Annotated in this window: 22 protein-coding genes and 1 tRNA gene; 14 read left to right on the plus strand and 9 right to left on the minus strand. The window is 58.3% G+C overall.

From position 1 onward, the window contains the following. Positions 1-26: 26 nt before the first annotated feature. The 9 genes from H4N61_RS12080 to H4N61_RS12120 all read left to right on the plus strand — a co-directional run bounded on the left by H4N61_RS12080 (position 27) and on the right by H4N61_RS12120 (position 5,627). Positions 27-1,142, plus strand: coding sequence for a methyltransferase domain-containing protein (locus H4N61_RS12080; protein ID WP_182394104.1), 1,116 nt, complete (start codon positions 27-29; stop codon positions 1,140-1,142). A gap of 85 nt (positions 1,143-1,227) precedes the next feature. Beyond that, positions 1,228-1,656: an MliC family protein gene (locus H4N61_RS12085; protein WP_248306612.1), complete on the plus strand. Its 429-nt coding sequence runs from the start codon at positions 1,228-1,230 to the stop codon at positions 1,654-1,656. A gap of 18 nt (positions 1,657-1,674) precedes the next feature. Further along, positions 1,675-2,259, plus strand: a complete 585-nt coding sequence (locus H4N61_RS12090; RefSeq protein WP_169195108.1) for a hypothetical protein — start codon at positions 1,675-1,677, stop codon at positions 2,257-2,259. Positions 2,260-2,355: 96 nt separating this feature from the next. Beyond that, positions 2,356-2,937, plus strand: coding sequence for a hypothetical protein (locus tag H4N61_RS12095; protein WP_169195107.1), 582 nt, complete (start codon positions 2,356-2,358; stop codon positions 2,935-2,937). Between the two features lie 19 nt (positions 2,938-2,956). After that, positions 2,957-3,433 (plus strand): urease accessory protein UreE, encoded by a 477-nt coding sequence (locus H4N61_RS12100; RefSeq protein WP_182394105.1) that lies wholly within the window; start codon positions 2,957-2,959, stop codon positions 3,431-3,433. Beyond that, positions 3,430-4,086 (plus strand): urease accessory protein UreF, encoded by a 657-nt coding sequence (locus H4N61_RS12105; protein ID WP_169195105.1) that lies wholly within the window; start codon positions 3,430-3,432, stop codon positions 4,084-4,086. Before H4N61_RS12100 ends, H4N61_RS12105 begins: the two co-directional genes overlap by 4 nt. Next, a complete protein-coding gene (locus H4N61_RS12110; RefSeq protein WP_169195104.1) occupies positions 4,083-4,514 on the plus strand; it encodes a DUF3995 domain-containing protein in 432 nt (143 codons plus the stop codon). The genes H4N61_RS12105 and H4N61_RS12110 overlap by 4 nt, the downstream gene beginning before the upstream one ends. Before the next feature lie 16 nt (positions 4,515-4,530). After that, entirely contained in the window at positions 4,531-5,163 is a 633-nt protein-coding gene (ureG, locus tag H4N61_RS12115; protein ID WP_169195103.1) for an urease accessory protein UreG, read from the plus strand. Continuing rightward, complete coding sequence (locus H4N61_RS12120; protein ID WP_169195102.1) at positions 5,163-5,627, plus strand: GNAT family N-acetyltransferase; 465 nt, start codon at positions 5,163-5,165, stop codon at positions 5,625-5,627. The genes ureG and H4N61_RS12120 overlap by 1 nt, the downstream gene beginning before the upstream one ends. Here the strand turns inward: H4N61_RS12120 and glgX are convergent. The 7 genes from glgX to H4N61_RS12155 all read right to left on the minus strand — a co-directional run bounded on the left by glgX (position 5,624) and on the right by H4N61_RS12155 (position 18,747). Further along, positions 5,624-7,759: a glycogen debranching protein GlgX gene (gene glgX / locus H4N61_RS12125; RefSeq protein WP_248305961.1), complete on the minus strand. Its 2,136-nt coding sequence runs from the start codon at positions 7,757-7,759 to the stop codon at positions 5,624-5,626. The genes H4N61_RS12120 and glgX overlap by 4 nt on opposite strands. After that, positions 7,644-9,278 (minus strand): alpha-D-glucose phosphate-specific phosphoglucomutase, encoded by a 1,635-nt coding sequence (locus tag H4N61_RS12130; protein WP_169195101.1) that lies wholly within the window; start codon positions 9,276-9,278, stop codon positions 7,644-7,646. The genes glgX and H4N61_RS12130 overlap by 116 nt, the downstream gene beginning before the upstream one ends. After that, on the minus strand, positions 9,259-10,719 hold the full coding sequence (gene glgA, locus H4N61_RS12135; RefSeq protein WP_169195261.1) for a glycogen synthase GlgA: 1,461 nt from the start codon (positions 10,717-10,719) through the stop codon (positions 9,259-9,261). The genes H4N61_RS12130 and glgA overlap by 20 nt, the downstream gene beginning before the upstream one ends. Beyond that, the gene (gene glgC / locus H4N61_RS12140) at positions 10,719-11,990 is read right to left on the minus strand and encodes a glucose-1-phosphate adenylyltransferase (RefSeq protein ID WP_169195100.1); all 1,272 of its coding nucleotides are present in this window, start codon (positions 11,988-11,990) and stop codon (positions 10,719-10,721) included. Before glgC ends, glgA begins: the two co-directional genes overlap by 1 nt. A gap of 58 nt (positions 11,991-12,048) precedes the next feature. Further along, positions 12,049-14,244, minus strand: a complete 2,196-nt coding sequence (gene glgB / locus H4N61_RS12145) for a 1,4-alpha-glucan branching protein GlgB (RefSeq protein WP_169195099.1) — start codon at positions 14,242-14,244, stop codon at positions 12,049-12,051. 90 nt (positions 14,245-14,334) lie between these two features. After that, positions 14,335-16,806: a glycogen/starch/alpha-glucan phosphorylase gene (locus tag H4N61_RS12150; protein ID WP_169195098.1), complete on the minus strand. Its 2,472-nt coding sequence runs from the start codon at positions 16,804-16,806 to the stop codon at positions 14,335-14,337. A 102-nt stretch (positions 16,807-16,908) separates the two neighbouring features. After that, the gene (locus tag H4N61_RS12155; protein ID WP_182394106.1) at positions 16,909-18,747 is read right to left on the minus strand and encodes a monovalent cation:proton antiporter-2 (CPA2) family protein; all 1,839 of its coding nucleotides are present in this window, start codon (positions 18,745-18,747) and stop codon (positions 16,909-16,911) included. 259 nt (positions 18,748-19,006) lie between these two features. Between H4N61_RS12155 and H4N61_RS12160 the strand changes: the two genes are divergently transcribed. Beyond that, positions 19,007-19,948 carry a nucleoside hydrolase gene (locus H4N61_RS12160; protein WP_169195096.1) on the plus strand — a complete coding sequence of 314 codons (942 nt, stop codon included), beginning with the start codon at positions 19,007-19,009 and terminating at the stop codon, positions 19,946-19,948. Between the two features lie 133 nt (positions 19,949-20,081). On the opposite strand, the gene H4N61_RS12165 is transcribed toward H4N61_RS12160, so the two are convergent. After that, entirely contained in the window at positions 20,082-21,665 is a 1,584-nt protein-coding gene (locus H4N61_RS12165; protein WP_182394107.1) for an ABC-F family ATP-binding cassette domain-containing protein, read from the minus strand. Positions 21,666-21,834: 169 nt separating this feature from the next. Here H4N61_RS12165 and H4N61_RS12170 point away from each other — a divergent pair, with 169 nt between their 5' ends. The 4 genes from H4N61_RS12170 to H4N61_RS12185 all read left to right on the plus strand — a co-directional run bounded on the left by H4N61_RS12170 (position 21,835) and on the right by H4N61_RS12185 (position 23,760). Continuing rightward, entirely contained in the window at positions 21,835-22,455 is a 621-nt protein-coding gene (locus H4N61_RS12170) for a LysE family translocator (RefSeq protein WP_182394108.1), read from the plus strand. Between the two features lie 120 nt (positions 22,456-22,575). After that, a tRNA-Ile gene (locus H4N61_RS12175) sits at positions 22,576-22,651 on the plus strand. A 119-nt stretch (positions 22,652-22,770) separates the two neighbouring features. Further along, the gene (locus H4N61_RS12180; protein ID WP_182394109.1) at positions 22,771-23,004 is read left to right on the plus strand and encodes a hypothetical protein; all 234 of its coding nucleotides are present in this window, start codon (positions 22,771-22,773) and stop codon (positions 23,002-23,004) included. A gap of 135 nt (positions 23,005-23,139) precedes the next feature. Continuing rightward, a complete protein-coding gene (locus H4N61_RS12185; protein ID WP_182394110.1) occupies positions 23,140-23,760 on the plus strand; it encodes a hypothetical protein in 621 nt (206 codons plus the stop codon). Here the strand turns inward: H4N61_RS12185 and H4N61_RS12190 are convergent. After that, positions 23,716-24,762 carry a carbohydrate kinase family protein gene (locus H4N61_RS12190; RefSeq protein WP_182394111.1) on the minus strand — a complete coding sequence of 349 codons (1,047 nt, stop codon included), beginning with the start codon at positions 24,760-24,762 and terminating at the stop codon, positions 23,716-23,718. The genes H4N61_RS12185 and H4N61_RS12190 overlap by 45 nt on opposite strands. Positions 24,763-25,033 lie beyond the last annotated feature (271 nt).

Consider the following 25,033-nt stretch of genomic DNA (forward strand, 5'->3'; position numbering starts at 1 on the left):
TGCTGCCGTTGCGAGGGAGGTGAGCCATGTCTAAGTCCAAAGGATTCCCCAAGAATCCCGTACAGGCGCTGCGAGCCCAAGAACTCCTCACGGCGCTGCAACAGCTTACCGCCGCCAATGATTGGAAACGCGCCGCCCCGCTCAGCCTTGAGCTCACCCGCATCGCGCCAGAGCTGACAGAGGCCCATGACATCATGGGCCGCGTCGCCTTCCAAACAACCGCCTTCGATATTGCTGAAACCTGCTTTGAACGCGCCGTTGCGCTCGGGCCAGTCAATGCCATGCGGCTGCACGCTTGGGCCACCGCGCTCATCGCTCGCGGCAATTTCAAAGCCGCTGAAAAGGCGCTTGAGCGCGCCCTCGTCTTCCGCCCCAAAGACGCGCAGATCTCCTGCGATCTGGCCGACGCCTATCTTGCCCAAGACCGCTCGAGCGACGCCTTCAAGCTCTTCCGCTCGGTCGCCAAGCAAAACCCGGCCAACAGCTATGCCCGCCATATGCTGTCGGCGCTGTCAGACGCGCGCCAGCCAGATCGGACCTATGTCACAAATCTCTTCGACAGCTACGCGCCCATGTTCGACCAGCACCTAACGGGCGCGCTGCACTACCGCATTCCTGAAATTGTGGCCGAGGCCGTAACGCCCTACAGCCCCTTCGCATCGGTACTCGACCTCGGCTGCGGCACCGGGCTCATCGCAGAGGCGCTCAAAGGCAAATATGCAGCAATCGACGGCGTCGATCTCTCGCCCCGTATGATTGAGAAGGCGACAGAACGGGGCCTCTACCGAACCCTCACCACCGGCGACTGCGTCGACGCGCTCAAAGCAAGTGCCGAGCTGGCATCGAGCTATGACCTCATAGCCGCACTTGATCTACTCATCTACATCGGCCCCGCCGAAGACTTGTTCCAAGCCGTAGCCACAAAACTCAGCCCAAAGGGTCTCTTCGTCTTCACCACCGAAGCCGCGGACGACACAGGAATAATCATCCGGTCGAGCGGGCGTTTCGCCCACTCGTCTCAGTACATCCGCTCGTGCTTGGCCGCCAATGGGCTCGCTGTGCTGGACCAACAGCATCACACGATCCGGCTCGAACACGAAAAACCAATCCCCGGCGAAGTCTATATTTGCCGACGAAACTGAACTTGTCTAATCCACGAATAGCCATGATTGTATGTCCGTGATTGGGCTATTCGCATCAACCGCGTGATTGGAGAGTTCCTTGACAGTGATCCGCATAATTTCGGCCATCGGCCTTATCTTGGCCAGCACTGGCGCGGTTCTCAGCCAAGACGCTGTGGCCCCTGAAGAAGTTCCCGCAGCGACAGCTCCCGCGCTCAACACGGCTGGCGTTTCGCTGACCATCTCGATTGATACCGCAGGCGATATTGACCGGAAAATGGTCAGCTATGCCTGCGAGAACGGCGTCACCCTGCCCGTTCAATATATCAATGCCGCGCCGAACTTCCTCGCAATCGTGCCGGTAGATGGCGCAAATCTGGTGATGGTCACCACCCTATCTGGCTCGGGGGCGCGATATGTCGCCGGTCCATATGAATGGTGGAGCACAGGGGATGACGCGACCTTGCGAGACCTGATGCAGGATGAGGATAGTGACCCACTCCTCAGCTGCACCGCTGTCGTAAACACTCCATAAAAACCGGAGGGGGAGGCGATGGACTTAGAAAGCCACACTGTCGACCTCTTCGCTCATACCCGCATCGTGATTGGCATGGTGATCGGTCTGGGGATCACCCGGACCCTTCTCACCTTCGCCAATATCATTCAAACACCGAAGACCCACACCAGATCGCTGCTCCACCTGCTGTGGCTCGGGGCCATGCTCGTTGAGCTGGCCCTATTCTGGTATATCCACATTGAACTGGTTCTGCTGCCGCATTGGAACTTCGGCTATTTCGCCTTCTATGTCGGCTATGCGATCGTGCTCTATATGCAGACCGCTCTGCTAACCTCAGACAGAGCACCAGACCATGGTGGCTATCAGGAATTCTTCATTGAGCGGCGCCACTGGTTCTTTGGCTTCTTCATCGCAAGCCAAGTCTTTGATATCTTGGATACAATCTTCCTAGCGCCAAAAGAACAGTTGGAACCGGCCGACCTGATTGTTGGCGGCGTCTTTATCGTTCTAGGCCTCGCTGGATGGATATCGAAGAAGAGGCGTGTCCATTACACCATTATCACGCTGCATATGCTGGGCTTGGCCATTGTGAGCTTCTTCTACGCGATTGAAACAATCTAGCGCTCAGACAAAATAATAAATGTTCAATACTAAGCCATTAGGCTTGGTCCTTGGGTATATAGCTCTCGTGCATTGAGCCATGCCGCAAGGATAACCATGGAACACTTGACGTCTTCCGAAATATTCCTCCACGTCCGAGTACTTCTCGGCACAGTGATCGGCCTGGGTCTCGCCCGTTTGATCATGACCGTCGCTGGCATCATTCAGCACCCCAAGCGCGCAAGATCCTCACTCCTGCACATGCTCTGGGTGTTCTCCATGATCATCGAGCTGGTGCTCTTCTGGTGGTGGGAACTCTCCCTCTACTCAGTTCACGAGTGGACCTTCGGCGTTACAGGTTTCCTCGTCATCTATGCGATGCTGCTCGTTCTCATCGCCACCATTCTCGCGCCCGACCACATTTCTGAATATTCTGGCTACGAGGACTTCTTCCTCAAACGCCGTCGTTGGTTCTTCGGTCTCTTCGCCGTCGTTGCCATCTTCGACGTTATCGACAACGCCATCAAAGGCGGGGTCTACAGCGCACGCTTTGGCGATGGTTATGCCGTGCAGGCCGGAACTGGCATCATTGTTGCTTTGATTGCGTGTTACAGTAGCAATCGCGCCCTCCATCTCACGATCGTGGGGCTGCATTTCGTCTATCAAGCCTATCTGATGAGCAAGTACTTCAACGGCTAGCTCACGACGAGGAAACTTCATGCGCCGAGTGACCGACATCATCCCCTCCGATCCGTCAGCCACCCCGCCCTATGACAGCATAAAGCTCGAACACTCTGAGCGTCGCCTGCGGCGCAAGGTATTGCGCCTCTCTGGAGGCGATGAAGTCCTCATTGACCTGCCGCAAACCACAACCCTTGATCACACCAGCCTGCTCTTGCTGGACGACGGCCGCACCGTCAGCATTATTCCGGCCGAGGAACTTCTCTACGAAATTCGGGCCAAAGACCCCACCCACCTCATCCGTCTGGGCTGGCATATTGGCAATCGCCATACCCCCGCCCAACTTGAAGAAATACGCATCCTGATCCAGCGCGACCACGTCCTCAAAACCATGCTCGAAGGCTTAGGCGCGACAGTCACCAATGTGAGCGAGCCCTTCTTCGCTGAGCACGGCGCTTATCACAGCCACGCGCATGCCGATGCAGGCCACGCCCTCCTCGCCAAACGCTCATGACCTCAGACCTGCAAAAGCTCCTGACTTGGTTGTCCCCGGCCTTCCCTGTGGGCGCATTTGCTTGGTCGGCTGGTCTCGAAACAGCCATTGTGCAGGGCACAGTTGGAGATCGCGCCACGACAGAGGAATGGGTAGCCGCCACTCTCGATCACGGCGGCATCAAGACCGATGCGATCCTGCTCGCGCATGCCCATCGCTCTCATGCCGATCAGGCGACACTGCGCGACTTGGCCGACTTGTGCCTGGCCCTCACCCCAGCGCGGGAGCGCCACGCCGAGACGGTCCTAACCGGCAACGCCTTCGTGCTGGCGAGCGCCGCCTGGCCGACCGAAAGCCCTCTCGCCCTGCCCAAACCCTGTCCCTATCCCATCGCGATAGGGGCAACAGCCGGTGCACACGGCATCGACGCCCTAGCCACAATTACCGCCTTCCTCACCAGCACAGTGCACAGCCAAGTGTCTGTCGCCGTGCGCCTCGTCCCGATCGGTCAGAACGATGGCCTCGCCATCATGGCCAGCCTCGAACCCAGAATTCTCAAATTGGCCGAAATTTGCTTGGCAGCAACACTGGACGATATCGGTTCGGTAGCCTATTGCGCAGACATCGCACAGATGCAGCACGAGACTCTGGGCACGAGGATATTCCGATCATGAGCATGTTGATTGCCGCTTTTGTTTGTATCGCCCTCTTGGCGATCTCCGTCTCCCACTTCGTCTGGGGCGTCGGCCTGTCCTGGCCCTTGAAGAACCGCAAACTACTTGCGCAAACCGTCGTCGGCTTTACTGGCGTTGAGAAAATGCCAAACCCATTGCTGACCTTGGCCGTTGCCATCGGCACTTTCTATGCAGCCTTCATCGCCCTCGCCATGGCCGACCATGACGGTGGCGGCACCAATCTCAACCTTGTCGGCGGCGTCATTGCCGTTATCTTCCTGGCCCGCGGCATCGTTGGCTACACGCCGAAGTGGCAAGCCATAACCGCCGAACCCATTTTCCGTCTCAACGACAAGCGCGTATATTCGCCACTCTGCCTGTTTATTGGGCTGGGCTTCCTCTCGCTCATCCTCCTTCGCCTCATCTAGTCTCTCGGAGCACGCAATGTCCAAAAGCCTACACGGTCCCCTTCGCATTGGTATTGGTGGACCGGTAGGCTCGGGCAAAACCACCTTGTGCGAGATGCTCCTCAAGGCCATGCGCGACCGCTATTCCATGGCAGTCGTGACCAATGACATCTACACCCAAGAAGACGCGCTGATCCTCGCCCGGGCTCAGGCCATCTCCGAGGATCGCATCGTTGGCGTTGAAACCGGTGGCTGCCCGCACACCGCCATCCGCGAGGACGCCTCGCTCAACCTCGCCGCCATCGACGCGCTCAACGAAAAATTCCCCGATCTCGACATCATTCTAATCGAGAGTGGCGGCGACAACCTCGCGGCAACCTTCTCACCCGATCTTGCGGATCTCACCATCTACGTGATCTCCGTCGCGCAGGGAGAAAAGATCCCGCGCAAGGGAGGGCCAGCCATTTCGCGCTCCGACCTCCTGGTCATCACCCACACCGACCTAGCGCCCTATGTCGGCGCCAGCCTTGCGGTAATGGACAGTGACACGCAAAAAATCCGCGACGGCCGCCCCTATGTCTTCACCGACCTGCTGCGTCGTGAAAGCCTCGACCAAATCATCGGCTTTATCGAAAAGCACGGTGGCTTCGCCGCCGAGGCAGCCGAGTAATGAAAAGCGCAGCGCCCTACCTCAGATTGCGTAAGGCGCTGATCGCTCCCATTCCCGCCCCCAGCTGGCCGACAGGCCTCGTAAAGGCGACGCTGTCCCACGTCCCTCCTGAAGCAGTCCATAAGCTCCTCAAGGCAACCTTCCGCGACATCGCAAAGCCCTGCTCAGCTTGGTATGCAGCGCTGTCTACCGACGAAGAATACGATCCCGCATTAGCGATCCTCGCGCTCGGACCTGACGGCACGGTCGCGGGCTACATCCAAAGCTGGACCTCAGGCTTCGTCAAAGACCTGGTGGTCGCCCCAGAGTATCGCCGTCAGAACATCGGCACCTTGCTCATGGCCGAAACCTTCGCGCTATTCGCCGCGCGCGGCCTCTCTCACGTTGACCTCAAGGTCGAACGCAAAAACAAACCCGCGCAGAAGTTCTACGCGGGCTTGGGCATGATCGAAGTGCTTGATTAGCCTGCGGCGGGCCGAACGAGCACCACCACCGAACGCGGCGGCAGGGTCACCGTAGCGCCTGAAAACGGCACATCCGCATTCGTATCGGACTGAATACCCACCGCCCACTCGCCTTCTGGAATGTGGGCGACAACGGGTTCAATCTTGCGATTGTACCAGATGATCACCTCATCATCCTTGTGGCGCAAATGCTGGCCGAGAACCGAAGCGCTGCTGTCGTTCCAGTCGCCCTCATTCATTTCGCGACCATCAGGGTGCATCCACACCACATCGCGCACGCCATTCTTGTCGTGCCCGGTCAGGAAGTGGTCGTGATGGATGGCCACGTGATCCCGGCGGAAATGATTGAGCGCGGCGACATAGTTGACGAGGTCCCCGTCGACATTGTCCCAATCGACCCAAGTAATCTCATTGTCCTGCGCATAAGCATTATTATTGCCATGCTGGGTGCGATACATCTCATCGCCCTGCTGGATCAGCGGCACGCCGCGCGAGAAGAACAGCGTCGCCAGCATGGCCCGCACATCGCGCTTCCGCGCCGCGATAATCCCCGCGTCGTCCGTTTCGCCTTCGACGCCGCAGTTCCACGACAGATTATGGCTGTGCCCGTCGCGGTTCTCTTCCCCGTTCGCCTCATTGTGCTTGTCGTGGTAGCTCACCAAATCCCTCAGGGTGAACCCGTCGTGCACGGCCAGCATATTGACCCCGTGGCTCGGCTTGCGCCCTGCCACGTCAAAAATCTCAGCCGAGCCCGAAACCTTCCCGGCAAGTGCGCCCAAGGCATGGCTCTCGCCCTTCCAGAAGCCACGGATTTCGTCGCGATAAGTGTCGTTATGCTCGGCAAACTCCTTGCCGAACTGACCCACCGCATAGCCACCCGGACCCGGATCCCACGGCTCAGCCACCAGAATGCACTTGGACAGCACCGGATCTTGCTTGATCTTGCGCAGCATCTCCGCGTCCGGGTTAAATCCCGGATCACGCCCGAGTACGGTCGCCAGATCAAAGCGGAAGCCGGAAACCCCGCATTCCTCGACATAGTAACGCAGGCTGTCGATCACCAACCGCTGCACCGCCGGATGGTCACAGCGCAGCGTATTGCCCGTGCCCGTGTCATTGACGAGGTGCTTCTTCCCATCAACTTCCACGAAGCGATAATAGGTCTGCGGATCAAGCCCCATCATCGAGAGGATCGGCCCTTGCTGGTCGCCCTCCCCGGTGTGGTTATAGACCACGTCGAGGATCACCGAGATATTGGCCTTGCGATAGGTGTCCGTCATCACCCGCAGCTCTTGCGGCCCACGCGGCGCGAGGCGCGGATCAACGGCAAAATAGGCCACGGGATTATAGCCCCAGGCATTGGTCAGCCCGAGCGCCGGAAGGTGCCCCTCGTCAATCCAGGCCGCTGTCGGCATAAGCTGGATCGTATCGACGCCGATATGCTTGAAATGGTCGACCACCCACTTGGTTGTCAGCGCCGCAATAGTGCCGCGCAACGGTCCCTGCACGCTGGGGTGGCGCATGGTGAAGCCACGAACATTGAGTTCGTAATAAAGGCTCGGCGCCTTCTTGCGTGGCACGGCCGGCTCATTGCTCGCCCCCGGCACAATCGCCTTGGGCACCAGCGGAGCGGTATCCACCGCCTCGTCACGTTCCAGACGTAGCTTTGGCGAGCGCACAAACACCCGATCCAAAATCCGCGCATAGGGGTCAACGAGCAGCTTGTTGGGATCAAAGAAAAAGCCCTGATCGGGCTCATACGGCCCGTCTGCGCGCAAGCCATAGCGCGCTCCGGGTCCAATATTGGCGATCAATGCCGCCCTGATGTTGTCCTGATGAACATCAAGCTCAAAGCGCTCGATCTCTTCGTCCAGTTCATTGAACAGACAAACCCAGATCGCCGTGGCGCTTTCGGAGTAAACGGCAAAGTTCACTCCGTCAGCGGTCACGGTTGCGCCCAGGTGCTCGATACGACCAGCACCCGGCACCAGTTCAGGCTTCGATGCGAGAGCCAGATTAGGTGATAACGGTGGGAGCGTCCCGTCCAGTTCGGCTCCGGATTCCTGCGATGGCATCTGCGATCCCGATAAGTTCTGCAAGGGCGACTTGAGTGTCGAGATCGTGGTTTCCATCGGCTGCCTCATAGCGTTCAATATAGAGACGCAACGTGGCACCAACGGTCCCGGTTCCTGACAAACGCAGGACCAATCGCGACCCGTCCGTAAAACCGATCCTCACACCCTGCTTGGCGCTGGTCGAACCATCGACAGGATCGAGATAGCTAAAGTCATCGGCATAGGCGACCTGCAGATCATCGCCCAACACCTGACCGACCAGACCCGGCAGCTTGGCGCGCAGATCATCAACCAGCGTGTTGGCAATCCCAGCATCAACCTCGTCATAGTCGTGGCGGGTGTAATAATTGCGGCCGTAGGTCTTCCAGTGCTCACGCACGATCTCATCGACGCCCTGCTTACGCACGGCAAGAATGTTCAGCCACAGCAGCACAGCCCAAAGGCCATCCTTCTCGCGAACATGATCCGAGCCGGTTCCTGCGCTTTCCTCGCCGCAAATGGTCACGCGGCCAGCATCAAGCAGATTGCCGAAGAACTTCCAGCCCGTTGGCGTCTCATGCATTTCAATGCCGAGCTTCTCGGCCACACGATCCGCCGCCGCACTCGTCGGCATGGAGCGAGCAATCCCCGCGATGCCCTTCTTATAGCCCGGCGCCAAATGCGCATTGGCCGCCAGCAGCGCCAGCGAGTCCGAAGGCGTGACAAACCGCTTCTTGCCGATGATGAGGTTACGGTCCCCGTCACCATCTGAAGCCGCACCAAAATCTGGCCCTGCATCGGTCATCAGCAGGTCATGCATGTCCTTACAGTACACAAGGTTCGGATCGGGGTGCCCGTCGTCAAACGACGGCGACGGCGTACCATTGATAACCGTGCCCTTGGGCGCACCCAGCATGTCCTCAATGATCTTGTGCGCATAGGGGCCCGTGACCGCCGACATCGCATCAAAAGTCATGCGGAAGCCGCCCTTGAACATCGCGCGGATCGCGTCGAAGTCGAAAAGGCTCTCCATCAGCTTGGCATAGTCGGCAACCGGATCGATCACCTCCACCACCATGTCACCCACTTTCTGGGTGCCAGTCGTGCCGAGATCAATGTCCGCCGCGTCGATGCTCTTATAGCTGTCGATTACCTTCGAGCGCGCATAAACCGCGTCGGTAATCTTCTCCGGCGCCGGACCACCATTGCCAATGTTGTACTTGATGCCGAAATCACCATCCGGCCCGCCCGGATTGTGCGACGCCGACAAGACGAGGCCGCCAAACGCCTTATAGTGGCGGATCACATGGCTTGCTGCCGGGGTAGAGAGCAGACCGCCCTGCCCGACAAGCACCTTGCCAAAGCCATTTGCCGCCGCGATGCGGATCGCCTTCTGAATGGCGACGTCGTTGAAAAAACGACCATCCCCACCGATCACCAGCGTCTGCCCTGCAAAACCTTCAAGGCTATCGAAGATCGCCTGAATGTAGTTCTCGACATAGTTCGGTTGGCTGTAGACGGTGACCCGCTTGCGCAGCCCGGACGTCCCCGGCTTCTGATCCTGATACGGCGTTGTCTTAATCGTCTGAATTGTCATCGAGCTTATATCCGATCAGCGAAGCGTAGAGTTGGGCGTAGCGGCGTGCGCTTGCTTGCCAGCTCACCTCCGACTTCATCCCGCGCTTCTGCATTTTCTTCCAAGATTTTTCATCGGCGTAGAGCGCCAGCGTGCGGCGGATGGCGTTTGCCAATGCCCCTTCGCTCGGCGGCGAAAACTGAACGCCCGTCGCAACATCGGCGGAGAGCGCCGCCACATTGGCGTCGATTACGGTATCATTGAGACCGCCCACCCGCGCCACTAGCGGAATACATCCGTAGCGCAGCGCATAGAGCTGCGTCAGACCGCAGGGTTCAAACCGTGAGGGCACCATCATCACATCGGCCCCGCCCTGAATGAGATGGCTGAGCGCTTCGTTGTAACCGGTCACGAGCCCGACCTTGCCCGGGTGGCGCTGCGCGGCAGCCCGAATGGCGTTCTCCAGCCCCACTTCGCCTGAGCCCAGCACAGCCAGCTGCGCCCCCGCCGCCACCATCATATCGATATTGGCGGCGATCAGGTCGATGCCCTTCTGCCAGGTCAGGCGCGACACCACTGCAAACAGCGGCCCATCGCTCTTGTTGAGGCCGAAGCTCTCCTGCAACTTGGTCTTGTTCGCCTTGCGATACTGGATCGTATTGGCAGAATAATTCTGCGTCAGCGCCGGGTCGGTCGCCGGGTTCCAAGCCCCAAGGTCAATGCCATTGAGCACGCCGTCCACCGTCGATGGGCGATTGTTGAGAATGCCCTCAAGCCCCATGCCAAACTCATGGGTACGGATTTCAGCGGCATAGCTCGGGCTAACAGTGGTCACAAAGTCAGCGCATTCAATGCCCGCTTTGAGATAGCTCACGCCGCCATAATATTCGACGCCATCGACGGCGAAGGCATGAGGCGGCAGGCGCAACTGGCCAAAAATTTCACCACCGAAATTGCCCTGAAACGCCATGTTATGAACGGTCATAACCGTCTTAACGGACGATGCCGGACCGAATTTTACATAGGCCGGAACAAGACCTGCCTGCCAATCATGGCAATGGATGACCTGCGGGCGATAGGCCTCAACCAGCCCCGCGCCCAGCTCCGACGCGACCCAAGACAGGGCCGCAAAGCGTTTCCAATTATCCGGCCAATCCCAGCCTTCAGGCCCGAGATAGGGGTTCCCCGGTCGGTCATAGAGCGCTGGCGCATCGAGAACGATGAGATCGAGCCCTGCCGCTTGCCCGGCGATGAGCTTGGCCTTGACGCCAAACAAATCGTCGAAACTGGCCACGACCCGACCATCGGTCATCTTGGCCATAATGGCGGGATAACCCGGCACCAGCGTGCGCATGGTCACGCCCTGTTCAGCCAAAGCGGCAGGGAGCGCGCCGGCGACGTCCGCCAGCCCGCCCGTTTTGATCAGCGGATAAATCTCCGCCGTGACCGAGAGAACTTCGATCATCTATCCGCCAGATATTTGTTGATCATGGCCTGCGTCACGAGCGTGACCCCTTCTTCAGTTCGCCTGAAATACTTGGCGTCGAATTCCGGGTCTTCGCCCACGACAAGTCCTTCGGGAACACTCACGCCGCGGTCGATAACCACCTTGCGCAAGCGAGCATTCCGCCCGATTTCGCAATAGGGCAGCACCACCGCCTCATCAAGCACCGAATAGGAATGGACGCGCGCCCCGGTGGACAACAGCGTGCGCTGCACATGCCCGCCTGAAATAATGCAATCCCCTGACACCAGAGAATTCACCGCCGAGCCCCGACGCCCGTCATAATCATGCACGAACTTAGCGGGCGGGGTGATTTCGGCGTGGGTCCAGATCGGCCAGTCACGATCATAAAGATCAAGCTGCGGGGTGATGTCGGTCAGATCGATATTGGCCTTCCAATAGGCGTCGACCGTGCCCACGTCACGCCAGTAAGCGACCTTCTCATTGCTCGAGCGGACGCAGGAGCGATTGAACCGATGCGCCCATGCCGTACCGTTCTTGACGATGTAAGGAATGATATCCTTGCCGAAGTCGCGGCTTGAGCCTTCCGTCGCCGCATCGCGACGCAATTGCTCCATTAGGAAACGCGTCTCAAACACGTAAATCCCCATGGAGGCCAGCGCCATGTCTGGGCGATCAGGAATGCCCGGCGGGTCCTTCGGCTTTTCGACGAAATCGACCACGCGGTCGCGCCCATCAACGCGCATCACGCCGAAGCCCTGGGCTTCCATACGCGGCACTTCGAGGCAACCAATGGTCACATCAGCGCCGGTATCGACGTGCTGACGGAGCATGATTTCATAGTCCATCTTGTAGATATGGTCGCCCGCCAGAATGACGATATAGCGCGCGCCATAATCCTCGATGATGTCCATGTTCTGATACACGGCGTCGGCCGTGCCAGCGTACCACATGTCCTCCGCCACGCGCTGCGATGCGGGCAGCACGTCAAAGCTCTCGTTACGCTCCGTGCGCAAGAAGTTCCAGCCGCGCGACAAGTGGCGGATCAAGCTATGCGCCTGATATTGCGTTGCCACCGAAATGCGTCGGATGCCGGAGTTGATCGCATTGCTCAGCGCGAAATCGATGATGCGCGACTTGCCGCCAAAGTACACAGCTGGCTTAGCGCGGCGATCCGTCAATTCCATAAGCCGCGTGCCTCGCCCCCCAGCCAGCACATAGGCCATCGCCTCACGAGCTAAAGGCGACGGGACCCGATATTCAGCCATAGTAGTCTCCCTCCTCAAGCCCGGCAAACGCCACCGGGCGCTACTCAAACACAGCCCTTCATTCGGGCTCGAATTTTAAGAAAAGCGTCGCCAGCGGGGGCAGATAAAGTTCGGCCTCCGCAGGCCAGTGTTGCCCCTTCACGGCCCGCGCTTCAACGCCGCCATGATTTCCCGTATTGCTGCCAGCGTACCAGCCAGCATCGGTGTTGATCCGTTCGACCCATCTGCCTGCAGCTGGCAGCGGCACCTTGTATCCGGTGCGCGGTACGGGAGTGAGATTGGTGATCACCAAAACCGGGTCCGCACCCGGCGCCTTACGCACCCAGGCCAGAACCGAATTCTGCTGATCATTGCCGATCACCCAATTGAACCCCTCGGGCTCGCAGTCGCGCTCATGCAATGCGGGCAGGCTCCGATAGGCCGCATTCAAATCGGCAATCAGCCGGCGCATCCCCTCATGGTTGGGCTGATCGAGCAGATACCAGTCTAGCGCCTTGCTTTCATTCCACTCGGCGCGCTGGGCAAATTCTTGGCCCATGAACAAAAGCTTCTTGCCCGGATGACCCCACATGAACGCCAGATAAGCACGCAGATTGGCAAATTGTTGCCAGTCATCACCCGGCATCTTCTCGAGCAATGTCCCTTTGCCATGCACCACCTCATCATGGCTCAGCGGCAAAACGAAATTCTCGCTAAAGGCATAGACCATGCCAAAGGTCATATCGGCGTGGTGGAACTTACGATGCACCGGGCTGCGGCTCATATAGCGCAGCGTGTCGTTCATGAAGCCCATGTTCCATTTGAAGCCGAAGCCCAGCCCATTGGCATAGGTCGGCGCCGTCACGCCCGGCCAGCTGGTGCTTTCCTCGGCGATCATGAACCCACCGGGAAACTGCCGATAGACCTCGGCATTCACCCGCTGCAGAAACGCGACCGTCTCAAGGTTCTGATTGCCCCCATGCTCATTGGGCACCCATTCCCCCGGCTCCCGCGAGTAATCGAGGTAAAGCATCGAAGCCACCGCATCGACCCGCAGACCGTCGATATGGAACTGATCAAACCAATAAAGCGCATTATTGGTGAGGAAAGCCGAAACCTCTTTGCGCCCCAGATTATAGATCGCGGTGTTCCAATCAGGGTGAAACCCTTGGCGCGGATCGGCATGTTCGTACAGCGCCGTGCCATCGAAATTGGCGAGGCCGAATTCATCGGTCGGAAAATGGGCTGGCACCCAATCGAGGATCACCCCAAGTCCCGCCTCATGCGCCGCATTCACAAAGCGCGCAAACCCTGCCGGATCGCCAAAACGCGCCGTTGGCGCATAGAGCCCCGTCGGCTGATAACCCCAGCTTGGATCATAGGGATGCTCGGAGATCGGCAGCACTTCGATATGGGTGTAACCCATGTCCGCCACATAAGGCACAAGCTGTTCGGCCAATTGGTCATAGCTCAAAAAGCCGCCATCCGGCCGCCGTCGCCACGAGCCTAGGTGCACCTCGTAAATCGACATCGGTGCGCGCCGCCAATCCTTGGCCTTGCGCTCTTCCATAAACTGCGCGTCCGTCCAAACGAACGGCGTCGGGTCGGGCACAACCGATGCACTTTTGGGGCGCATCTCGGCCTGCCGCGCAAACGGATCTGCCTTGAGGGGCAAGATTTGGCCCTCTGGCCCAACGATCTCATACTTATAGATCGTCCCCGTACCGAGCACCGGGATGAACACTTCCCAAATGCCCCCACGGTTGCGCATGGGGTTGCGCCGCCCATCCCATTCATTGAACGGACCAACGACCGAAACGCGCAATGCATTGGGCGCCCAGACCGCAAAATGCGTTCCATGAATGCCCTCAAACGCCATCTCATGCGCGCCGAGCTTATCGAAGAGCCGCAAATGCGTGCCTTCTCCGATATAGTAATCGTCCATTGGCCCAAGCACTGGCCCGAACGTATAGGGGTCGTAGACGTCCCACTCTCCGCCCGCGTTCTTGGCCCGATAACGCACTGGTTGCGGGGTATCGATCGCAACCTTGCCCTCAAAGAACCCCGCACCATGACGTGGGATCAAATGACCAAGCTCAGCCCCATCCAGCGTATAGGCGGTCAGCGTTTCCGCATTGGGCACAAAGGCACGCAATACCCACGCACCTTCGATCTGATGCAGGCCGAGAAAGCCGAAAGCGTCACTGTGCCGACCGGCAACAATGGCTTCGACTTCATGTGTCTCGGCTTGCCAGACTTCCTTACCCAAGCTCACGCGCTTCCCCTCATCACGACCGTCCAATCCGACCCGAGCCTAACGCTGAATAGTGCTATGTGTTCATTCTTACTGACGCCAAGCCAGCATTTATTTCGTTGGCACTCCCCAAATCTCCGACGCGTACTGCCGAATGGTTCGGTCCGAGGAGAAGAAACCAACACTGGCCGTATTGCGAATGGCGATAGCATTCCAACGCGCACGATCCTTCCAGATCGCATCGACTTCCGCCTGCGCCGCCACATAGGCATCGAAGTCGCGCGCCACCATGAACCAGTCATGGTCGTAAAGCCCGCCGATCAGGTCACGATAGCGATGCGGATCATCAGGCGAGAACACGCCGGATGAGATCGACTCCAGCGCTTCCTTGAGCGCGTGAGATTTGACAATCGCCGACCGAGGCACTTCCGCCCGCGAGCGCTTCTCAGCCACCTCATCCGCCGTCATGCCGAAGATGACGATATTGTCGTCGCCAACTTCCTTGTGCATCTCGACATTGGCGCCGTCCATGGTCCCGATGGTGAGCGCACCATTGGCCATGAACTTCATATTGCCGGTGCCCGATGCCTCCATCCCCGCCGTCGAGATCTGCTCGGACAAATCCGCTGCCGGGACGATCACTTCAGCCAAGCTGACGTTGTAGTTCGGCATAAACACGACCTTGAGCAGCCCGCGCACCGCCGGATCATGGTTGATCACCCGCGCCACGTCATTGATCAGCTTGATGATCAGCTTGGCGTTCCAATAGCTCGGCGCCGCCTTACCGGCGAAAATCTTGACGCGCGGCACATATTCCCGCTCCGGATGCGCCCGGATTTCATCATACAGCGCCACCGCATGAATGATGTTCAACAGCTGGCGCTTATATTCGTGAATACGCTTGATCTGCACGTCGAACATCGCGTCCGGCGACACCACAATATTCATCCGGTCCTTGATGACCTTGGCCAGCCGCTCCTTATTGGCGCGTTTGACCGCCGCAAACTGGGTTTGGAACCCAGGGTCCTCAGAATGCGGGATGAGCGCCTTAAGCGCATCGATACGATCCAAAAACTCAGGCCCGATCCGATCCGACAACAGCTTGGTCAGCGCCGGATTACACTGCATCAACCAGCGGCGCGGGGTGATCCCATTGGTCTTGTTATTGATGCGCTCGGGATAAAGCTTATGCAGGTCCGCAAACACGGTCTGCTTCATCAGATCGGTATGCAGCGCCGACACGCCATTGATCGAGTGCGAACCCACGAACGCCAGTTGCCCCATGCGCACGCGACGGCCACCATGCTCGTCAATCAGCGACACAGCAGCAATCTGCTGATCGGTAAACTTGGCCCGTGTCCGCGCTTCCGACAATACGTCGGCGTTGATCTGATAGATGATCTGCATGTGGCGCGGCAGCAGCCGCTCCAGCAGCGCCACCGGCCAGCTCTCTAGCGCTTCGGGGAGCAGCGTATGATTGGTGTAGCCAAATGTGCCCTTGGTCAGGCGCCAAGCTTCAGCCCATTTAAGCCCATTCTCATCGACCAGAATGCGCATCAATTCGGCAACGGAGATCGCCGGATGGGTATCATTGAGCTGGATCGCAACCTTATCCGGTAGCGAGCCCAAATCCCCAAATTGCTGGCGATGGCGGCGCACAATGTCCTGCAAAGACGCCGACGAGAAGAAGAACTCTTGGCGCAGGCGCAGCTCCTGCCCCGCTGCCGTCGAGTCCGCAGGATAAAGCACGCGAGTAATCGCACTCGCCTTCCCACTCTCTTCCAGCGCACCAATATGATCGCCCGAATTGAACCGATCGAGAAGGATCGGGTCTATGGGCTGCGCGCTCCAAAGGCGCAGCGTATTCACGCGCTGCCCGCGCCACCCAACGATGGGCGTATCATAGGCGACAGCCAGCAAATGTTCATTGGGGTGCCATTCCTGGCGCACTTCCCCATCGGGGTCCATAACCGGTTCGACCTTGCCGCCAAAGCCAACCTCATAGGCGCTTTCCCGGCGCTCGAATTCCCATGGATTGCCGTGCGTCAGCCAGTCTTCCGGCAGTTCCACCTGCCAGCCTTCACTCATCTCCTGACGGAACAGGCCGTGGACATAGCGAATGCCATAGCCATACGCCGGAATATCGACCGACGACATGGACTCCAGAAAACACGCCGCAAGACGACCGAGACCACCATTGCCCAGCGCGGCGTCAGGTTCGAGATTGATCAACTCGCCGAGGTCAACATTGAGGTTCTTAAGCGCCTCTTGCACAGGCTCCATCAGCCCCACATTGCTCATCGCGTCGCGCATCAGGCGACCAATGAGGAACTCTAGGCTGAGATAATAGACGCGCTTATTGGAGGTCCGCCACGTCTCGCGTGAGCTCTCCATCCAACGATCCATAACGCGGTCGCGCACCGCCAAGATAGTAGCGCGCAACCAGTCATGTGGACGAGCAACAATCGGGTCCTTACCGACTGAGTAAATCAGCCTCTCAAGGATTTCCGCCTGTATCGCTTCAACAGTAGTGGCACGTGGCTCCGGCGTAGGGGCATCGTAAACAATAGGCTTTTGCGGCATGACGCAGTCCAATATTCATTGCGATGTTCCCCTCAGAACTGCACTGACTGTTGCACTTATTTTTCAACACGAAAAGCCCTAATAACGCCTGCCTAGAGAGGGCTAGTTGGCCCTCTCTTCTTTCTCCTCTGCAGCGACCAGCTTAACTGTTGGTGCTATTCCGCTTTCTCGTGCCTGATCTTCGGCATTCGACAACAGCAAGCCCGTTCCCGCCGTCACGCCGCCCAACACCTGAGCCTCAAATCGAGCACGGTCGCGGACCCGCACGCCCTCGATCATCTCTTCGATTTCGATCTCGTCCGCACCCATCACGCGGATCGCATGAGCGCCGAATTGCAATGCCGATTCAAACGTCTCACGCAGCTCGAAGTCGACGCCAATCTCGCGCAACTCGATCGCATGGCCACGGTCGTAGGAGCGCACCATGACCTTCACCAGCGGGAATTCATGACGCAAAAGCTGCGCAATCTTGGTCGCATCGCCCTTCTTGTTGACGCACACCAGCACAAGATCGGCATTACCCGCCCCTGCCGCATGCAGCACATCAAGACGCGTTCCGTCACCGTAATAGATCTTAAAGCCAAACGGCTGCGCCGCCTGGATCATCTCGACATCATTATCGATGATGGACACTTTGTGCCCCTTGCCCAGCAGCGATTGACTGGCGATCTGTCCAAATCGACCAAAACCGATCATCAGAACGCTGCCGTTAAGGCCATCCGCCAACTCGACACCATCGAGCGGCTGCACGCGCTTGGGCATCAGCTTCTGCATAGCAATGATGGCAAATGGCGTGAGCACCATCGAGACGATTACGGTCGCGGTGAAAATGGCATTCGTCGGACCGTCAATAATCCCTGCCGTTACCGCTGTCGTATAGAGCACGAAGGCGAATTCACCGCCCTGCCCCATCAGCACCGCGCGCTCTAGCGCTTCGGCATGATCCGACTTCAAAACACGCGCGATGACATAGATCGCCACGGCTTTGACCAGCATATAGGCCACGACGCTCAGCGCGATGATCTGCCAGTTCTCACCCACGATCCCAAGATCGAGCGACATCCCAACCGCAAGGAAAAAGAGGCCAAGCAGCAGACCACGGAAAGGCTCCACGTCTGCTTCAAGCTGATGCCTAAAGGTTGAGGTTGAAAGCAACACGCCCGCCATGAACGCGCCCATGGCCATGGACAAGCCGCTCAGTTGGAACAAAAGCCCCGCGCCGAGCACCACAAGCAGCGCCCCAGCCGTCATGACTTCACGCACTTTAGCGCGCGAGAGGATGCCGAAGAACGGGTTCATGATGCGACGACCAAGGAAAATCAGCAGCACAATCGCGCCAACCGCCACGCCAACCGAAATCAGTCGCGTCGTCAGCGAGATCTCTTCGTGTGGTGCCAACAAAGCGACAACGCCAAGAAGCGGCACAATCGCCAGATCCTCGAGCAGCAGAACGGAAACCATCTTCTGGCCGCTCGGACTGTTGAGTTCGCCTCGCTCCCCCAAAATCTGCATGACAATCGCAGTCGAGGTCAGAACGAAGCCCATGCCGAACACAAAGGCCACGACGGGCGCAAAGCCGAGCAAAATACCAACGCCCGTAAGCAGCGCGCCGCACAACCCGACTTGGATCACGCCGAGCCCAAAAATCTGCTTGCGCAATGCCCAGAGCTTGGACGGCTCCATCTCAAGGCCAATAATGAACAGGAAGAGCACCACCCCGAGTTCCGAGGCGGCCAAGACCGAACTTGGATCAGCAATCAGAGCAATGCCCGATGGCCCGAGCAATAGACCTGCCGCCAGATACCCCAATACCGATCCAAGCCCTAATCGCTTGAAGATCGGCACAGCAATCGCGGCAGCTGCCAACAGAGCAACGATTGGGATCAGATCAATCCCATGATTCGCCGCATCGCCTGCGTGACCGGCCAGTTCACCTGCCATTCTCGTTCCTCAATCTAAAAAGAGGTCGCAAACTCTGCCTCTCTAGTGCAGCCGTCACCGCTCAAAAAGCGGCCAAATACAGTCGCGAACGCCATTGGACCACAGAAATCGGGAGGAAATTACACGCGCTCTCGACAGCTTTTTCTCGCTAAGCAAACACCTTAGTCAAAGCCGTCTTCGCCCCTCTGAGGTGTGTCGACCCCGCCAATGCGATCCGATAAAGTGACCTCAAACTGCGGTTTGTTCAGAGAAGCCATCTATGTCCCGTAAGATTATTATCGACACCGATCCCGGCCAAGACGATGCCGTTGCCATTCTGTTGGCGCTGGCATCCCCAGAGGAACTCGACGTTCTGGGTATTGTCGCTGTTGCCGGTAACATCGGTCTCAAGCAGAACGCCATCAACGCGCGCAAAGTCGTTGAACTCTCCGGCCGCACCGACGTCCCAGTCTACGCTGGTTGCTCGCGCCCGATGCGCCGCACCCTCGTCACTGCCGAACATGTTCACGGCGACACCGGCATGAACGGCCCGGTTCTGCCCGATCCGACCATTCCGCTGCAGGAGCAGCACGGCGTCGATTTCATCATCGACACCATCATGAACAACCCGCCAAAGACCATCACCTTGGCAACGCTTGGCCCACTGACCAACATCGGCATGGCGCTGGTCAAAGAGCCAGCCATCGCTGAGCGCATTCAGGAAATCGTCCTGATGGGCGGCGCTTACTTTGAAGTGGGCAACATCACCCCTGCCGCCGAGTTCAACATCTATGTTGACCCGGAAGCCGCAGATCTGGTGATGAAGTGCGGTGCCAAGATCACCATCCAGCCGCTCGACGTCACGCACATGATCCAGGCCACCCCTGCCCGCCTCAACGCCATTAAGGCGCTGGGCAATAAGTCGGGTGCAGCCGTTCACGCCATGCTGACGTTCTCAGAACAGTTCGATCTCAAGAAATACGGCTGGGAAGGCGCTCCGCTACACGACCCAACCGTCATCGCCTACCTCTTGAAGCCAGAGCTGTTCGAAGGTCGCGTCTGCAACGTCTCGATCGAAACAGCATCCGAGCTAACCGTCGGCATGACCGTCGCCGACTATTGGCACGTCACCGACAAGCCCCGCAACGCGCTCTACCTGCGCTCGGGCAATGCCGAAGGCTTCTACGCGCTCCTCACCGAACGCCTATCCCGCCTGCCCTAATCGGCCTCGCATTCATGATGAAGACCCCGATAGTTCACTCTATCGGGGTCTTTTTTTATGCCGAGCAAACCCCCGTCGCCTCCATTCCGCTTGAATGGGGGGACCGAGCGTGCGGGTAAAAACCTCCCACCCTCTACCCACCAATCTCCACCCACCGGGTCACCCCAATATTCTCCAAAAACGCCGTGTCATGGCTCACCACCAACAGTGCCCCGTCAAACGCGCGCAGCCCCGCCTCCACCACCTCTATCGCTTCAATATCGAGATGGTTCGTCGGCTCATCCAGCACCAGTAGCATCGGCGTTGCTACCCCTCCGAGCACACAGGCCAGTCCCGCCCGCAAAAGCTCACCGCCACTGAGCGTCCCCACGGTTTGCAGCGCAGCATCATTGCGGAACTTGAACGCGGCCAACACTGCTCGACCATCATTGATCGTACTGTCCGGGTTGAGCCTTTGAAAATTCTCCAGCACCGTCTCGTCCCGATTGAGCAGACCAACATGTTGGTCGAGCATAGCCACAGCCCCAAAAGCCTCCACCCGCCCAGCTGTTGAAGGCAGCGCCCCGGTCAACAATTTCAGTGCCGTCGACTTCCCCGCCCCGTTGCGACCAACGAGCGCCACCCGTTCCGGCCCCATGATCTCAAAATCAATGCCACGGATCACCGGCGCATCGGGAACATAGCCCCCCGTCGATCCACTTGCGCGCAACACAACCTTGCCCGCATGCAGACCGGTCGGCGCCAGTTTGACCGCAAACGGCGTCAATACTTCGATCTGCTCGCGAGCAGCCCTAATGGCGTCATCGGCCGCCGCAGCCAGCCGCTGACCAAGCTTATCGATAGAACCGGACGTACCTTCCGCCTGCCGCTTGAGCCCGCCAAGAAGGATCTTGGGTGCGCCGCCCCGTGCAGCACTCTTGCGCCCACTGGCATTGCGCCGATCTTGCCGCTCCTTAGCCTGCTGTGCCGACCGCGCGGCATCGTTTTTCTGCTGCTGCGCCACATCCAGATCATGCTGCGCCGCCGCCAGCTCCAGCGCCTTCCGCTCCCGATAAAAACTGTAATTGCCGCCGTAACTGCGGGCGCCCAGTCCCGTCAGCTCAACGATCGTGTCCATCTCCTCGAGCAATTCGCGGTCGTGGCTCACCACAATGGCCGTGCCGCGCCAGCGCTTAAGCAGATGCAACACAGCCGCCCGTCCCTCGCGGTCCAGATTGTTAGTCGGCTCATCGAGGAGAATGATGTCGGGCTGCGCAAACTCGAGTGCAGCCAAAGCCGCCCTGACGCGTTGCCCTCCCGACAACTCGGCCAGCACAGTTTCAGCCGTAGCCACGAGACCAAAGCTGCTCAACGCTTCCTCAATCCTGGCTTCAAGCGTCCAGTCTATCGTGTCGAAGTCCTCAAGCGCAGCATCGCCCGCAATGGCTCTCTGCATCGCCAGCCACGGTGCGCGGACATCAAATAAATCCATGATGGTTTCACCATCGGACGCGCCGACATCCTGCCGCAACATGGCAACCCGGCCGTGCACGGCAACAGTGCCACTGGATGCCACAAGCGTGCCCATCGTGAGGCCCAAAAGTGTGGACTTCCCGCCACCATTACGCCCAACGATGCCAGTCCTGCCGGCGTTGAAACTGAGGTCGATTTTATTGAAAAGCTGGCGGCCGTCAGGCGCAGAATAGCTCAGCTGAGAGATGGTAATAGCGGAAGGCATGGTTGGAACAGTCCTCAAAAGCAAACGGGAAAACTCGTGTTTGCGGGACAAATTCCATTGGGCACCTACCGGTCCAGTTGCGACGTTCTGACCATAACCCCTTCAAGCCAAACGTCAACTCCCCCTAGGCAAGGCCAAAGTCTAGCGCTAGAGATGTTTGGATAATTGGATGACCGCCATGGATCTGTTTACGCTTTTTGCTTTCACCATTGCCTATTTGATTGCCCTGATTATTCCGGGGCCGGGCATCGCAGCAGTGGTCGCCAGAGCGCTCGGTGGCGGATTCAAAAATGCCATCCCGATGACCCTAGGCATCCTCGCCGGTGACCTCGTCTATTTCTTCTTCGCCATCTTTGGCCTCGCCGCGCTCGCCACCTATTTCGCGCCCATCTTTGTCATCATCCGCTGGGTTGGCGCGGCCTATCTGCTTTATATCGCTTATCAATTCTGGACAGCCAAGCCTGGCTCCGAACAGATGCGTCCGAAAAAAGAAGACGCCATGAAGACCTTTTTGGCCGGCTTCTCGCTCACCATGGGCAATCCCAAAACCATTATTTTCTACCTCGCAATTCTGCCCACAGTGGTCCCTCTCGGCCAGATCAACGCCCTCGCCATCGTAGAGTTGACCGTTCTGGTTATCGTCTGCCTGCTCCTCGTGTGCAGTGCCTATGCTGCCTTGGCATCAGCTGCACGCGACATGTTCCGCAGCGAAAAAGCCTTGCGCCGTCTCAATAAAACCGCTGGTGCCATGCTGGCGGGCGCAGCAACACTTGTGGTCCTACAGCACTAAACTCTTTGGCGGCCGTGCTTTGCTGCCCAACTTATTCCCACAAGTTCGCGCCAAGTCTACAATCACCCTTGACCGCGCAGGCCGACACAAACTAGGAAAATCCCCGTGCGACGCACATGGGGGCCTATAGCTCAATGGTTAGAGCCGACCGCTCATAACGGTCTGGTTCCAGGTTCGAGTCCTGGTGGGCCCACCAAATCTCCTCACCTCACGCGCTCTATTCTTGCCCAGCTTCGCGGTTTTTGACGCCGAGAAAATGCTGCGCGGAATCTCTGCCGACACGTGGTAAGGCCTTAGCCAACCACGAGGACCAATATGCCAACACTCTATTACGTTCAGGGCTTCCGCGCTAAAGGCCGCAAGCTGGAACCTGATGTGCCCCAGGCAAAGAAGACTGCCGAGGCGGCCATTGCCGCCGCCGAACGGATCGCTCTAACGCGCGCTGGGGTCTGGGCCTACTCCGCCGATGTCGACGTGGAAGCGGACACATACGACGAGCCTAAAGTACTGTTCAGCGCGGGCACCCTCCCCGAAGGCCTCTTGGGGTAATCCCGACTGGCAAGCTGATAATCAAAAGCCATTAAAACGCTTTCGTGAGCTCTGGCGCTCGCGATAGGCCTACCTTCACAAATCTGCGCACTGCGGCACTGTTGTTTTAGGTGCGCAAAAGCCTATCTATGCCACATGGCCAGCAAACGAAAATCTCCTGAACCAGCAGTCCATATCGCGGAGTGGTCACTGCCAACAGCGGCGACACTGGGTTCTGCCGTACGCACCAAAGGCATCATGCTGGAGATGCGCGCCAAACTGCCCACAATGCTCCGCAAATTTCTGGATGTACGACCCGGCACTCTCATTTTGGGAATGCCGGAAGGCCACGAACAAGAGTTCGCTCGCGCCTCAGAAACGATTGAGCGCAATCTCGTGGGCATCGAGAAACTCGCTATAATTCCACGCGAAATTCAGGACATTCTCACGATCACCACCAGCGAACGCCATCGCTGGCTCAAAGATGGCCGGCTCCCAAGCGCAGGAACCCGTACCGTCAAGCTCCACGGCCGTGCCCGCAAAATCACCTTTCACGTGTTTGAGCCTAAGGTCGTCGAAGACATGCTCAACGACGATAAAATGAGTGAATGGCGCGAACAGGATAAGCTCACCGCAGCCGAAAACCGTCGACAGGCCGCTTGGAAACGCCGCCTCGCGCGTGAAGAGAAAGCCAAACCTTCCGAGACCCTGAAGGACACGAAAGCAGCAAAACTAGCGGGTTGGGCCGAGTTCGAACGCGAAGGCCTCTTGCGGTAGAGTGTCCGGTGTTAGCGGCCCCGACACACTGACTTTAGCGCGCGCACACACAAAGCCGAACCGTGCGGCATCGATGGCAGCACTTCCCGTGAGCCAAGCCCACAAGAACGCCCCGCAGAAAGTGTCACCCGCCCCATTTGCATCAACGACGCTGACAACATCGTTCGTCTTCGGCAATTCGTACTGGGCTGAAACCTCGCCCCCCTGCCCTTGGTAGACACCTACCCATTCGTGGTGCCGGGATACAATCATCCAGCCAGACTGCGCCAATCGCACACCGACGCCGCGAATATCCCCGGCGCTTGATTTCATGAGATGCTCAAGCTCTTCATGATTGAGGTGCAAAATGTCGGTCTGTTTGAGGATCTGCGCAAAGCCATCCCCGCCCGGGAACACCCAAGCAGCGCCCGGATCAAGCGAGAGCTTCAGCTCCGGATTGACCGCCTTGGCATCGGCCACAATGCCCGCCAGCAACGCAGGAACCTCGGCATCGAGAAACGAGGTGATATGCACCACGTCACACTCGGCGACGGCAGACACGATGCGCGCGCGCTCCGCAGTCAGATATTCGCGCACCTTCGCATTGGCGCCCAATGCCGTCAGCAACGTGCGTCCGCCCGGCTCAACCATGGCGAGACATGTGGCCGGGGGCAGCTCGAGCATTGCGATCTGGCGCGGAGCAATCCCGAGTGCGGCCAAGGTTTCGACATGCGGCCAACCGCCATCAATCGCGCCAGCGATCCCGATAAATTGCCCGTCGATTTTTCGGTTTGTTTCGTTCAGCAGACCGACGACGCCGGCAACATTAAATGCAGATCCGCCCAAAAAGGTTTTTGCGCCAAGCCGCGCCAACGCTTCAGCACCACTGTTGGCCGCCTCATCGCTGACCGCAGTCTCGACCAATGGCACGGCCTCAACGCCGATTTGTTTTATCAAATCCGCGCCGGAAAGTTTTGCCACCAAATCGCGATTCATCGCGCCGAGAAAACCAATCTTTGTCATGTCGCTTTCGTTGCCATTCTCGGGCGCGACACGCAAGCGCTGTGCAATCACGTGAGGGAAGGATTGTCCCTGAGTCTGGAGTCAAATCGGCCAAAGTCGGGCAAGGAGCCGCGCTTCAGACCTCAATCCAAAAATATTCTTAGCGACCCATCGTCGCCCCCTGCACTTGAACAAAGATAGGTAAGTACTTCTGTCATTTCAATTCTTCGGCGTGAAGCCATCCTAACCCCTCGATAGTATTAAGAATTCTCCGTACCCGCCGGTACGTTGA

Source organism: Devosia sp. MC521 (genome assembly GCF_014127105.1).
Lineage (GTDB): Bacteria > Pseudomonadota > Alphaproteobacteria > Rhizobiales > Devosiaceae > Devosia.